Here is a 12,487-nt window from a genome sequence, read left to right as displayed (position 1 = left end):
GCTCAGCCCAGAATCGGGAAGCGGCGGCCGGACGCGAGCGTGGTCAGGCCGTCCTGCATGACCGACCGGACGTGCTCGTCGACCTCGTCGACGTCCGGGTCCTCGCCGAATTGCGCGGCGATGTCGATCGGTTCCAGCAGTTGCATCACGAGCTTGCTGGGCAGCGGCAGGTTGGGCGGGATCACGGCGCTGAACCCGAATGGGAAACCGAACGAAACCGGCATGATGGCGCTGCGCAGCAGCCGCTTGATACCCAGCCGTTCGGCCAGCCAGGTGCCGCGGGACAGATAGAGCTGGGTCTCCTGCCCGCCGATGGACACGGCCGGGACGATGGGCACGCCGGCCTCGATCGCCGTGCGGACGTAGCCCTTGCGGCCGTTGAAGTCGATGACGTTCTCCGCCAGCGTGGGCCGGTAGGCGTCGTAGTCGCCGCCGGGAAAAACGACCACCACGCCGCCGGCCCGCAGCGCCTTGGCCGCGTTCTCGGGGTTGGCCCGGATGTAGCCGGCGCGCCGGAACAGCGGCGCCGTCGGGCCCATGAACAGGATGTCGTGGCTGAGCGTGTAGACCGGCCGGTCGTAGCCGAACTTCTCGTAGAAGTCGACGCTGAAGATCGGGACGTCCATCGGGAACATGCCGCCGGAATGATTCGCGACGACCAGCGCCCCACCGGGCGGGAACGCGTCCAGCCCGTGCACCTCAGACCGGAAATATGTCTTCAAGAACGGGCGCATCGCGCTCATCAACCGCCGGGTGGTGCCAGGGTCGAATTTGCCGATGTCGTCGCTGTCGTTGTCGCTCACGGTTCTCCTTGAGGCTTCCTTGCCGCGCTGAGGTTCCTCGATGGTAGCGAGCCCGGTGTGAGCGGCCGGAATCCGCTTGTGGACCGGGCGGCACCGGGCAGGGTATGGTTACGCCCCGTCCCTTCGCCAACGTCCAGTTGAGAGAACAGATGGACTTCGCCGGTTCGCCCGACGAGCGCGCGTCGCGCTCGGTCGCTGCCCACAGGTCGGGCACCGCGCTGGACCGGCGGACACGTCCATCCCGGCGCGGAAGTCGCGATGCCGATTTTTCGGCGGCCGCGGCTGCGATGGCCGATCGCCGGCAGGCCGACTACTTCCTGCGCCTGCTCGCCCAGAGCCGGCGGCTCAGCCAGCATCGCATCGACCGATACCACCAGGCGATCGCCGTCTGCGAGTCCAACCGCGACGCCGAAGGCGCCGCCAACTTCCGGCACATGCTGCGCGGCGAAGAACAGGAACGGCAATCACTCGATGGGATGATCGAAGGGCTGCGCCAGCGGTTCGGGTGAAATAGCGCTTGCCGCAGCCGTTTTCGGCGACAGAGAGGCCAGCCATGGGATTCATGTCACCGGAGCTTCCGGACGTCGATCACGACACGTGGCCGACCCTGCCACGGGCAACGCGGCTGCAGGTCGTCACCCGGCATTGGGCGGAACACGGCTTCGGAACACCGTATGCGGTGTATCTGCTCTACCTGCTCAAGATCGCGGTGTATGTCGCCGCCCCGGCCGCGATCATCTCGCTGACCCCGGGCCTGGGCGGCCTGGGCCGCATCGGCGATTGGTGGACCCAACCGATCGTGTATCAGAAGGTGATCGTCTTCACGCTGCTGTTCGAGGTCCTGGGCCTGGGCTGCGGATCCGGCCCGCTGACCGGACGGTTCATGCCTCCCATCGGTGGAGTTCTGTATTGGTTGCGGCCCAACACGATTCGACTGCCGGCCTGGCCGGATAAGGTTCCGCTCACCCGCGGCGATTCCCGCACTCTCGTCGACGTCGCCCTCTATGCCATCGTGTTGATCGGCGCGGTGTGGGCGCTGCTGTCACCCGGGCACGGGGGGCCGGTCACGGGCGCCGGCGATGTCGGCCTGATCAACCCCGTCGTGGTGATCCCCACGATCGTCGCGCTGGCGCTGCTGGGCCTGCGCGACAAGACCATCTTCCTGGCCGCGCGCGGGGAACACTACTGGCTGAAACTGTTCGTGTTCTTTTTCCCGTTCACGGATCAAATCGCGGCGTTCAAGATCATCATGCTGCTGCTCTGGTGGGGGGCGGCGACCTCCAAGCTCAACCACCACTTCCCCTACGTCGTGTCGGTGATGACGAGCAACAACGCGCTGCTGCGGCCCAAGCTGTTCCTGCCGATCAAGCACCTGCTCTACCGCGACCACGTCAACGACCTACGGCCCAGCTTGCTTCCGAAACTCATGGCCCACGTCGGCGGCACCACGGCGGAGTTCATCGTCCCGACGGTCCTGGTGTTCGTCGCCGGCGATCAGCCGTGGCGGTGGTTTCTCATCGGGTTCATGGTGATCTTCCACCTCAACATCATTTCCAACCTCCCGATGGGAGTCCCGTTGGAGTGGAACGTGTTCTTCATCTTCTCGCTGTTCTACCTGTTCGGGCACTACGCCGCGATCCACGCCACCGACCTTTCCTCGCCGCTGCTGCTCGCGCTCATGGTCGTCGTGGTAGCCATCGTGATCGTGGGAAACATGTTCCCCGAGAAGGTTTCGTTCCTCCCCGCGATGCGCTACTACGCCGGCAACTGGGCCTGCAGCGTGTGGTGCTTCCGCGCGGGCATCGAGGAGAAGGTCGACGCCGAAGTCGTCAAGAGCTCTGCGCTCGTCGTCAACCAGCTGGCCAAGCTCTACGGCCCGGCGACCGCCGAAATCATGGCCGACAAGGTCGCGGCGTTCCGGGCGATGCACCTCCACGGCCGGGTGCTCAACGCGTTGTTACCCCGCGCGATCGACAACGAAGCCGACTACAAGATTCGTGAGGGCGAGGTGGTCGCCGGGCCGTTGGTCGGGTGGAACTTCGGTGAGGGTCATCTGCATAACGAGCAGTTGCTGGAAGCCGTACAGCGGCGCTGCCACCTCGAGGACGGCGACCTTCGCGTGATCGTCCTGGAGGGCCAACCGATCCACATCCAGAAACAGTGGTACCGCATCCTCGACGCCAAGACCGGACTGATCGAGGCGGGCTACGTCACCATCGAGGACATGCTGTCGCGTCAGCCGTGGGCCGAGCCGGGCGACGAGTTCCCGGTCCACGTCACCACGCAAAACGTGCTTCATCCGGAGTCATGACAAAGGCGGTGGTCGTCGGCGCCGGTCCTAACGGCCTGGCCGCCGCGATCCAACTCGCCCGCCACGGTGTCGACGTCCAGGTGCTGGAGGCCCGCGACACCATCGGCGGGGGAGCGCGCTCCAGCGAGCTGACGCTGCCCGGGGTGATTCACGACCACTGCTCGGCGTCTCACCCGTGGGCAGTCGGCTCACCGTTCTGGCAGGAGATCGACCTCCAAAGCCATGGACTGACCTTGAAGTGGCCGGAAATCGACTGCGCGCACCCGCTCGATGACGGCAGCGCGGGTGTGCTGTACCAGTCGATCGATCAGACCGTCGCCGGCATGGGACCCGACGGCACCCGGTGGCGCCGCGCCGTCGGCGATCTCGCGGCCGGGTTCGACCAGCTGGCCCAGGACTTGCTCCGCCCGGTGCTCAACATCCCGCGTCACCCGATCCGCCTCGCGGCGTTCGGTCCGCGCGCGGTGCTGCCGGCAACCGTGCTGGCGCGCTGGTTTCGCACCGAGCCGGCGCGCGCGTTGTTCGGCGGCGCCGCCGCGCACATGTTCACCCGGCTGGACCGGCCGCTCACCTCCGCGCTCGGGTTGATGTTTCTGGCCACCGCGCACCGCTACGGCTGGCCCGTCGCCGAGGGCGGATCCGGTTCGATCATCCGGGCGCTGGCCGCGGCTTTGGCCGCGCACGGCGGCGGCGTGACGACGGGGGTGACCGTGTCGAGCCGCAGGGACATCCCCGGCGCCGACATCGTCATGCTGGATCTCAGTCCCGCCGCGGTGCTGTCGATATACGGCGACGTGATGCCGGGCCGGATCAGGCGGTCCTACCGGCGCTACCGCCAGGGGTCCTCGGCGTTCAAGGTCGACTTCGCGATCGAGGGCGACATCCCGTGGACGAATCCCGACTGCGGCCGCGCCGGCACCGTTCACCTCGGCGGCACCTTCGCCGAGATCGCGGACACCGAACGTCAACGCGCGCAAGGCAAGATGGTGCGGCGGCCGTTCGTGCTCGTCGGGCAGCAGTACCTGGCCGACCCGTCCCGGTCGGCCGGCAACGTCAACCCGATCTGGGCCTACGCGCACGTGCCGTTCGGCTACACCGGCGACGCCACCGCCGCGGTCGTCGACCAGATCGAGCGGTTCGCCCCGGGATTCCGCGACCGCATCCTGGCGTCCGTCAGCAAGAGCGCCGCCGACCTGCAGGCCTACAACCCGAACTTCATCGGCGGCGACATCATCGGCGGCGCCAACGACGGCCTGCAGGTGGTCCTGCGCCCGCGCATCGCCGTCAACCCATACGCGACCGGCGTTCCCGGCGTCTACCTGTGCTCGCAGTCCGCGCCGCCGGGCGCCGGCATCCACGGACTGTGCGGCTATCACGCCGCCACCGCCGCGCTGCGGCGGCTGCGCGGGTAACGCAGGTCACCTCCGAGGGGGACGCCCAGCAACCGTCGTCGCTACTGATCTAGGCTGACGGCGAGCGGTTTCATCAGCGATCAGACAGGGAGAGACAAGTGACGGTCCGAGTAGGCATCAACGGCTTCGGTCGAATCGGACGCAACTTCTACCGGGCCCTACTGGCCCAACAGGAGCAGGGCATCGCCGACGTGGAGGTGATCGCCGTCAACGACATCACGGACAACAGCACGCTGGCGCACCTGCTCAAATTCGACTCGATCCTCGGCCGGCTGCCCCACGACGTCAGCCTCGAAGGCGACGACACCATCGTCGTGGGCCCCGCGAAAATCAAGGCGCTCGAGGTCCGGGAGGGCCCGGCGGCGCTGCCGTGGGGCGACCTCGGCGTCGACGTCGTCGTGGAATCCACCGGGCTGTTCACCAACGCGGCCAAGGCCAAGGGCCACCTGGACGCCGGCGCGAAGAAAGTGATCATCTCCGCGCCCGCGACCGACGAGGACATCACCATCGTTCTCGGGGTCAACGACGACAAGTACGACGGCAGCCAGAACATCATCTCCAACGCGTCGTGCACCACGAACTGCCTTGCGCCGCTTGCCAAAGTGCTCGACGACGAATTCGGCATCGACCGGGGCCTGATGACCACCATCCACGCCTACACGCAGGATCAGAACCTGCAGGACGGCCCGCACAAGGACCTGCGTCGCGCCCGCGCCGCGGCACTGAACATCGTGCCCACCTCCACCGGCGCGGCCAAGGCCATCGGCCTGGTGATGCCCAACCTGAAGGGCAAGCTCGACGGGTACGCGCTGCGCGTGCCGATTCCCACCGGCTCGGTGACCGACCTGACCGCCGACCTGTCCAAGTCCGCGAGCGTCGAGGAGATCAACGCGGCGTTCAAGGCCGCCGCCGAGGGCCGGCTCAAGGGCATCCTGAAGTACTACGACGCGCCGATCGTCTCCAGCGACATCGTCACCGACCCGCACAGCTCGATCTTCGACTCCGGCCTGACCAAGGTGATCGCCAACCAGGCCAAGGTGGTGTCGTGGTACGACAACGAGTGGGGTTACTCGAACCGCCTGGTCGACCTGGTCGCACTGGTTGGCAAGTCGCTGTAGACCGTGTCCGTTCCCAGCCTCGAAGACCTTCTGGCGGAAGGTGTTTCAGGTCGCGCCGTGCTGGTGCGCTCCGACCTGAACGTGCCGCTCGACGCGGGGGCCATCACCGACCCGGGCCGCATCACCGCGTCCGTCCCGACGTTGCGGGCGCTGGCCGAGGCCGGCGCCAAGGTGGTGATCGCCGCGCACCTGGGCCGCCCCAAGGGCGGACCCGACCCCGCGCTGTCGCTGGCGCCGGTGGCCGCCGCGCTCGGCGAACAGCTGGGCCGGCACGTGCAATTGGCCGGCGACGTGGTGGGCGGCGACGCGCTGGCCCGCGCCGAGGGGTTGACCGACGGCGACGTCCTGTTGCTGGAGAACGTCCGGTTCGACCCGCGGGAGACCAGCAAGGACGACGGCGAGCGACTCGCCCTGGCCAAGCTGCTGGCCGAACTGGTCTCGCCGGGGGGCGCTTTCGTCTCCGACGGCTTCGGGGTGGTGCACCGCAAGCAAGCCTCCGTGTACGACGTCGCCACCCTGCTGCCGCACTACGCCGGCACGCTGGTCGCCGAGGAAATCCGGGTGCTCGAGCAGCTGACGGCCTCGACCAAGCGCCCGTACGCGGTGGTGCTCGGCGGGTCGAAGGTGTCCGACAAGCTCGGCGTCATCGAGTCGCTGGCGACCAAGGCCGACAGCATCGTGATCGGCGGCGGCATGTGCTTCACTTTCCTTGCCGCGCAGGGCCTTTCGGTTGGCACATCCCTGCTCGAGACCGACATGGTCGACACGTGCCGCAGGCTAAGTGAGACCTACGCCGACGTGCTGCGCCTTCCGGTGGACATCGTGGTGGCGGAGCGCTTCGCCGCCGACTCGTCGCCGGAGACCGTGGCCGCGGACCGGATTCCGGACGACAAGATGGGCCTGGACGTCGGACCCGAGTCGGTGCGGCGGTTCGCGGCGCTGCTGTCCAACGCCGAGACCGTCTTCTGGAACGGCCCGATGGGCGTGTTCGAGTTCCCCGCGTTCGCGGCGGGCACCAAGGGCGTGGCCGAGGCGATCGTCGCCGCGACGGGCAAGGGTGCGTTCAGCGTGGTCGGCGGCGGCGACTCCGCGGCCGCCGTGCGCGCGCTCGGCATCCACGAGGGTGAGTTCTCGCACATATCCACCGGCGGTGGCGCATCGCTGGAATACCTGGAGGGCAAGACGCTGCCCGGCATCGAGGTACTGGGCCGGCCGCAGCCAAGTGGAGGAGCCTCGTGAGCCGCAAGCCCCTGATCGCCGGCAACTGGAAGATGAACCTCAATCACTTCGAGGCGATCGCGCTGGTGCAGAAGATCGCCTTCGCGCTGCCGGACAAGTACTACGACAAGGTCGACGTCACCGTGCTCCCGCCGTTCACCGACCTGCGCAGCGTGCAGACCCTCGTCGACGGCGACAAGCTGCGGCTGACCTACGGCGCCCAGGACCTGTCCCAGCACGACTCGGGCGCCTACACCGGAGACATCAGCGGCGCCTTCCTGTCGAAGCTGGGCTGCTCGTTCGTCGTCGTCGGGCACTCCGAGCGGCGCACCTACCACAACGAGGACGACGACCTGGTGGCCGCCAAGGCGACCGCCGCCCTGAAGAACGAACTGACGCCGATCGTCTGCATCGGCGAACACCTGGAGGTCCGGGAGGCCGGCGAGCACGTCAGCCACTGCGAGAAGCAGCTGCGCGGCTCGCTGGCCGGCCTTTCGGCCGAGCAGATCGGCCGGGTCGTCATCGCCTACGAGCCGGTCTGGGCGATCGGCACCGGCCGGGTGGCCAGCGCGGGCGACGCCCAGGAGGTGTGCGCGGCGATCCGCGCGGAGCTGGGCGCGCTGGCATCACCGCAGATCGCCGAGGGCGTCCGGGTCCTCTACGGCGGCTCGGTGAACGCGAAGAACATCGGCGACATCGTCGCCCAGAACGACGTCGACGGCGGCCTCGTCGGGGGCGCGTCGCTGGACGGCGAGCAGTTCGCGACGCTGGCGGCCATCGCCGCCGGCGGGCCGCTGCCGTGATGCCGCCGCGAAGCCGGTAGGCTGCACGTCATGCAATTGGCCCTGCAGATCACCCTGGTCGTCACCAGCATCCTGGTGGTGTTGCTGGTGCTGCTGCACCGCGCCAAGGGCGGCGGCCTGTCGACGCTGTTCGGCGGGGGCGTGCAGTCGAGCCTGTCAGGGTCGACCGTGGTCGAGAAGAACCTGGACCGGTTGACGCTGTTCATCACCGGCATCTGGCTGGTGTGCATCATCGGCATGGCCCTGCAGATCAAGTACCGCTGACGCGGTCAGGTGCACAGGCTGGGGGCGTCGCACACGTTGCCCGGGCAATAGGTCGAGTGCGCGGCGTTGACCATGGTCCCGATGTCCAACAACGTCACACCCCTCTTGTCCAAGTGAGCGTGGATGTCGTCGGCGATCTGTTGTGGCGTCCAACCCCACGTGAGGTCGTAGCAGATGAGGTGCGCCTCCCCGATGAGCGCTTCTTCGGTCTGGGGTGGCCAGGTGAGGCCGACGGCGCGCAGCTGCGCGAGGTACGCGTCATCGGCGGGAGTGGCGATCGCGGTCGCCGCGCTACCCAGCAGGGCAGCGCCGGCGATCATCGGAATGGCCAACGCGGCCAGCCAGCGAGGTGAGGGCATTTCGGTTCCCGTCTTTCGTGTTGCCTTAGCTCACCGCGGCGAGTGTGAATTTCACGACGGGACACGCCGGCAATGCGTCGTGAAGTTCACTTTCGGCCGCGGCCGCCTGAGCCCTCGCCGGGCGGAGCGCGCCATCCGCGCCGATACTGGGACGCATGGTTGAGGCTCCCGACGCCGCGCTCGAACCGATCGGTGCGGTCCAGCGGACCGCGACCGGGCGCGAGGCGACCGAGCCGATGCGCGCCGACATCAGGCTGCTCGGTGCGATCCTCGGCGACACCGTGCGTGAGCAGAACGGTGACGAGGTGTTCGACCTCGTGGAGCGCGCCCGGGTGGAATCGTTCCGGGTTCGGCGCTCCGAGATCGACCGCGCCGACCTGGCGCGCATGTTCGAGGGGATCGACATCCACCTCGCGATCCCGATCATCCGGGCATTCAGCCATTTTGCGCTGCTGGCCAACGTCGCCGAAGACATCCACCGCGAACGCCGCCGCGCCGTTCACATCGACGCGGGCGAGCCGCCCCAAGACAGCAGCCTCGCCGCCACCTACGCGAAACTCGATCTCGCGGAACTGAATTCGGCCACGGTGGCCGATGCACTGAAGGGCGCCTTGGTCTCCCCGGTCATCACCGCCCATCCCACCGAGACCCGCCGGCGCACCGTCTTCGTCACCCAGCACCGGATCACCGGGCTGATGCGACTGCACGCCGAGGGTCACACCCAGACCGACGACGGCCGCGACATCGAACTCGAGCTGCGCCGCCAGGTCCTCACACTGTGGCAGACCGCGCTGATCCGGCTCTCGAGGCTGCAGATCACCGACGAGATCGACGTCGGGCTGCGCTATTACCCGGCCGCATTGTTCGAGGTGATCCCGCAAGTGAACAGCGAGGTTCGCGACGCGCTGCGCGCTCGGTGGCCGGACGCCGAGCTGCTCGCCAGCCCGATCCTGCAGCCGGGCTCCTGGATCGGCGGTGACCGCGACGGAAACCCGAACGTCACCGGAGAGGTGGTGCGGCGGGCCACCGGCAGCGCCGCGTTCACCGCGGTGGCGCACTACCTGGCCGAGCTCACCGACCTCGAGCAGGAACTGTCGCTGTCGGCGCGACTGGTCGGCGTCACCCCCGAACTGGCCGAGCTGTCCGACGCGTGCCCGGAGAACGCCCGGGCCGACGAGCCGTACCGGCGTGCAGTGCGGGTGATCCGCGGCCGGCTCACCGCGACCGCCGCCGAGATCCTGGACCGGCGACCGCAGCACGAGCTCGACCTGGGCCTGACCCGGTATGTCACGCCCGCCGAATTGCGCACCGACCTCGACACCGTCGACGCTTCGCTGCGCGCCCACGGCAGCGCGCTACTGGCCGACGACCGGCTGGCGTTGTTGCGAGAAGGCGTGGGCGTCTTCGGGTTTCACCTGTGCGGCCTCGACATGCGGCAAAACTCCGACGTACACCAAGAGGTGGTCGGCGAGCTGCTGGCGTGGGCGGGTGTGCACCCGGACTACGGCTCGCTGGCGGAAGACGAGCGGGTCGAGCTGCTGGCCGCCGAACTGAGCACCCGCCGACCGCTGCTCGGCGAGCGCGCGGAATTGTCCGACCTGGCGCGCGGCGAGCTGGGTGTGATGGCCGCCGCCGCCCACGCAGTCCGGCGCTACGGGCCCGCCGCGGTGCCCAACTACGTGATCTCGATGTGCCAGTCGGTGTCGGACGTGCTGGAGGCGGCGATCCTGCTGAAAGAGGCCGGCCTGCTGGACGCCTCGGGGCCGGAACCCTACTGCCCGGTTGGCATTTCGCCGTTGTTCGAGACGATCGACGATCTGCACAACGGCGCGGCGATTCTGCACGCGATGCTGGAACTGCCCGTCTATCGGGCGCTCGTCTCCGCGCGCGGCGACTCGCAAGAGGTGATGCTGGGCTACTCCGACTCCAACAAGGACGGCGGTTACCTCGCCTCCAGCTGGGCGGTGTACCGGGCGGAGCTGTCCCTGGTCGACGTGGCCCGCAAGACCGGAATTCGGTTGCGGCTCTTCCACGGTCGCGGCGGCACCGTCGGGCGCGGCGGCGGGCCGAGCTACCAGGCGATCCTGGCGCAACCGCCGGGAGCGGTGAACGGATCGCTGCGCCTCACCGAGCAGGGTGAGGTGATCGCCGCCAAGTACGCCGAACCCCAGTTGGCGCGCCGCAATCTGGAGAGCCTGGTGGCGGCGACGTTGGAGTCCACGCTGCTGGACGTCGAGGGTCTCGGCGAGGCAGCCGAACCGGCGTACGCGGTGCTCGACGAGGTGGCGACCCTGGCGCGGCGCGCCTACGCCGAGTTGGTGCACGACACACCGGGATTCGTCGAATACTTCAAGGCATCGACACCGGTCAGCGAGATCGGATCGCTGAACATCGGCAGCCGACCCGCTTCGCGCAAGCCCACCGAGTCGATCGCGGACCTGCGCGCCATCCCGTGGGTGCTGGCGTGGAGCCAGTCGCGGGTCATGCTGCCCGGTTGGTACGGAACCGGATCGGCGTTCGAACAGTGGATCGCGGCGGGTCCGGACGGCGAAGCCGACCGGGTGGCGACGCTGCACGAGCTGTACGAGCGGTGGCCGTTCTTCGCCAGCGTGCTGTCGAACATGGCGCAGGTGCTGGCCAAGAGCGACCTGGGCCTGGCGGCCCGCTACGCCGAGCTGGTGCCCGACGAATCGTTGCGGCGCAGGGTATTCGACAAGATCGTCGACGAACATCGGCGCACCATCGCCATGCACAAGCTCATCACCGGTCACGACGACCTCCTTGCCGACAACCCGGCGCTCGCACGTTCGGTGTTCAATCGGTTCCCGTACCTGGAGCCGCTGAACCACCTTCAGGTGGAACTGCTGCGCCGCTACCGCTCGGGCGACGACCACGAATTGGTGCAGCGCGGCATCCTACTGACCATGAACGGCCTCTCCAGCGCGCTGCGCAACAGCGGGTAAATGGCCGACATGCGCGCGCCGATGGCCGACACCGCCGCCGACGCGCAGTATGGTCTCGGGCGATGGGTGCGCCGTCTCTTTGGTTGATTCTTGTCAGCGTGGTCGCCACCGCGATCGTGCTCGCGGTGGTCAGCGTATGGTTCGGCAATCGTGTCCTGGCCGGCGAAGGAAAACTGCACGATTCGGCCATGTCGCCGTTCGTCGCGATCGTCGGGCTTGTCTACGGCGCCCTGCTTGGGTTCACCGTGGTCGTCACCTGGCAACAGTTTTCCGCCACCCAGGTCATCGTCGCCAACGAGGCGTCGGCACTGACGACGCTGTACCGGCAGACCGTCGCCATGCCGGAACCGGAGCGGCCCCAGCTTCAACAACTGCTGCGCCAGTACACGACGGCGGTGGCGGGTTCCGATTCGACCAAGCCGGCCGGCGACGGCGCCCGCGACAGCGCACGCGCCGCGATCACGCAGATGTACCGCATCGCCGGCAGTCAGTCGCCGGGTGCCGCGTTGAGCGCCATCAATTCCCAGTTCCTCAGCGAGTTGAGCGTGCTGTCGTCCGATCGCACCCAGCGCATGATCGCGACCAAGCCGCGGATACCGGCGCTGCTGTGGTTGGGACTGATCTTCGGCGGGGTTGTCCTGGTAGGCCTTACCGGATTCCTGCGCCTGGGCAGCACCCTCGGCCAGGCACTCCTGTCCAGCGCGGTCGCCGTCCTCCTGGGCCTGCTGCTGTGCATCGACTACTCGCTCGACCATCGCTCCGAGACCGACCACGCGATCACATCGGAGCCGTTCGGACACGCGCTGGAAGTTTTCGACGCGGTCGACCGCGGAACCTAGTGCACCGTACGGTTGCGCAGCCGGTCCAGCACGCCGCGCACCGCGTGCTCGGTGACCGACAAGGGGGACATCACCGTTTCGCCCACCCCGACCATGTAGTCGATGCGCTGGACGATCGCCTCCACCGGCTCGACGAGCGCGATGAGCCGCTGGGCGAGATTGTCCAGGCTGTGCAGCACGCCCTCCAGATGATCCAGGCCGCCCTCCAGGCGTTCCACCGTCGCGTTGAGGGCCGATAGCGAGCTGTTCAGCTCGACCATCGTCCTGCCGAGGCCGTCGAGGACGTCTTCGACCTGTTCGACGGTCTTGTCGGCGTTGAGCGCCGCCTGGGTGAGGGTCTTGATCCGGCTTCGCTCGGGCCCGTTGCGCACGGTTTTGTCTGCCATGAACGTCATTA

General features: G+C 68.0%; 12 protein-coding genes. 9 read left to right on the top strand and 3 right to left on the bottom strand.

The genetic code is table 11. The features are described from left to right. Window positions 1-2: 2 nt before the first annotated feature. Window positions 3-743, bottom strand: a complete 741-nt coding sequence (locus A5744_RS17035; RefSeq protein ID WP_139331395.1) for a 1-acyl-sn-glycerol-3-phosphate acyltransferase — start codon at window positions 741-743, stop codon at window positions 3-5. Between the two features lie 164 nt (window positions 744-907). Between A5744_RS17035 and A5744_RS17030 the strand changes: the two genes are divergently transcribed. From A5744_RS17030 to secG, 7 genes are all read left to right on the top strand, one after another. Continuing rightward, entirely contained in the window at window positions 908-1,312 is a 405-nt protein-coding gene (locus A5744_RS17030) for a hypothetical protein (RefSeq protein ID WP_139331392.1), read from the top strand. A 44-nt stretch (window positions 1,313-1,356) separates the two neighbouring features. Then, window positions 1,357-3,114: a DUF3556 domain-containing protein gene (locus A5744_RS17025; RefSeq protein ID WP_076062966.1), complete on the top strand. Its 1,758-nt coding sequence runs from the start codon at window positions 1,357-1,359 to the stop codon at window positions 3,112-3,114. Beyond that, window positions 3,111-4,526, top strand: coding sequence for an NAD(P)/FAD-dependent oxidoreductase (locus A5744_RS17020; RefSeq protein WP_076062964.1), 1,416 nt, complete (start codon window positions 3,111-3,113; stop codon window positions 4,524-4,526). The genes A5744_RS17025 and A5744_RS17020 overlap by 4 nt, the downstream gene beginning before the upstream one ends. Window positions 4,527-4,624: 98 nt before the next feature. Then, a complete protein-coding gene (gene gap, locus A5744_RS17015) occupies window positions 4,625-5,644 on the top strand; it encodes a type I glyceraldehyde-3-phosphate dehydrogenase (RefSeq protein ID WP_076062963.1) in 1,020 nt (339 codons plus the stop codon). Between the two features lie 3 nt (window positions 5,645-5,647). Next, window positions 5,648-6,883, top strand: coding sequence for a phosphoglycerate kinase (locus tag A5744_RS17010; RefSeq protein WP_076062960.1), 1,236 nt, complete (start codon window positions 5,648-5,650; stop codon window positions 6,881-6,883). Beyond that, window positions 6,880-7,665 (top strand): triose-phosphate isomerase, encoded by a 786-nt coding sequence (gene tpiA / locus A5744_RS17005; RefSeq protein ID WP_076062958.1) that lies wholly within the window; start codon window positions 6,880-6,882, stop codon window positions 7,663-7,665. The genes A5744_RS17010 and tpiA overlap by 4 nt, the downstream gene beginning before the upstream one ends. A gap of 30 nt (window positions 7,666-7,695) precedes the next feature. Beyond that, window positions 7,696-7,929: a preprotein translocase subunit SecG gene (gene secG, locus A5744_RS17000; RefSeq protein WP_076062956.1), complete on the top strand. Its 234-nt coding sequence runs from the start codon at window positions 7,696-7,698 to the stop codon at window positions 7,927-7,929. 5 nt (window positions 7,930-7,934) lie between these two features. Here secG and A5744_RS16995 read toward each other — a convergent pair whose 3' ends face one another. After that, window positions 7,935-8,249 (bottom strand): DUF732 domain-containing protein, encoded by a 315-nt coding sequence (locus tag A5744_RS16995; RefSeq protein ID WP_240563080.1) that lies wholly within the window; start codon window positions 8,247-8,249, stop codon window positions 7,935-7,937. 194 nt (window positions 8,250-8,443) lie between these two features. On the opposite strand from A5744_RS16995, the gene ppc reads away from it, so the two are divergent. Both ppc and A5744_RS16985 read left to right on the top strand, forming a co-directional pair. Then, window positions 8,444-11,251, top strand: a complete 2,808-nt coding sequence (gene ppc, locus A5744_RS16990) for a phosphoenolpyruvate carboxylase (protein ID WP_076062951.1) — start codon at window positions 8,444-8,446, stop codon at window positions 11,249-11,251. 62 nt (window positions 11,252-11,313) lie between these two features. Next, window positions 11,314-12,090, top strand: coding sequence for a DUF4239 domain-containing protein (locus tag A5744_RS16985; protein WP_076062949.1), 777 nt, complete (start codon window positions 11,314-11,316; stop codon window positions 12,088-12,090). Here the strand turns inward: A5744_RS16985 and A5744_RS16980 are convergent. Further along, a complete protein-coding gene (locus A5744_RS16980; protein ID WP_076062946.1) occupies window positions 12,087-12,485 on the bottom strand; it encodes an ATPase in 399 nt (132 codons plus the stop codon). The two genes, A5744_RS16985 and A5744_RS16980, sit on opposite strands and share 4 nt — an antisense overlap. Between the last annotated feature and the right edge of the window lie 2 nt (window positions 12,486-12,487).

The organism is Mycobacterium sp. IS-1264 (assembly GCF_001954195.1).
GTDB lineage: Bacteria > Actinomycetota > Actinomycetes > Mycobacteriales > Mycobacteriaceae > Mycobacterium.
Note: the sequence above shows the minus strand (reverse complement) of the source record. Positions and strands in the feature narration are given on the sequence as shown.

What these genes read in the sequence shown, in the direction of transcription:
- A5744_RS17020 (WP_076062964.1), top strand. Translation starts at nt 3,111, where the DNA reads ATGACAAAGGCGGTGGTCGTCGGCGCCGGTCCTAACGGCCTGGCCGCC.
- secG (WP_076062956.1), top strand. Translation starts at nt 7,696, where the DNA reads ATGCAATTGGCCCTGCAGATCACCCTGGTCGTCACCAGCATCCTGGTG.
- ppc (WP_076062951.1), top strand. Translation starts at nt 8,444, where the DNA reads ATGGTTGAGGCTCCCGACGCCGCGCTCGAACCGATCGGTGCGGTCCAG.
- A5744_RS16995 (WP_240563080.1), bottom strand. Translation starts at nt 8,249, where the DNA reads ATGATCGCCGGCGCTGCCCTGCTGGGTAGCGCGGCGACCGCGATCGCC.
- A5744_RS16985 (WP_076062949.1), top strand. Translation starts at nt 11,314, where the DNA reads ATGGGTGCGCCGTCTCTTTGGTTGATTCTTGTCAGCGTGGTCGCCACC.
- A5744_RS17025 (WP_076062966.1), top strand. Translation starts at nt 1,357, where the DNA reads ATGGGATTCATGTCACCGGAGCTTCCGGACGTCGATCACGACACGTGG.
- A5744_RS17030 (WP_139331392.1), top strand. Translation starts at nt 908, where the DNA reads ATGGTTACGCCCCGTCCCTTCGCCAACGTCCAGTTGAGAGAACAGATG.
- A5744_RS16980 (WP_076062946.1), bottom strand. Translation starts at nt 12,485, where the DNA reads ATGACGTTCATGGCAGACAAAACCGTGCGCAACGGGCCCGAGCGAAGC.
- A5744_RS17035 (WP_139331395.1), bottom strand. Translation starts at nt 743, where the DNA reads ATGAGCGCGATGCGCCCGTTCTTGAAGACATATTTCCGGTCTGAGGTG.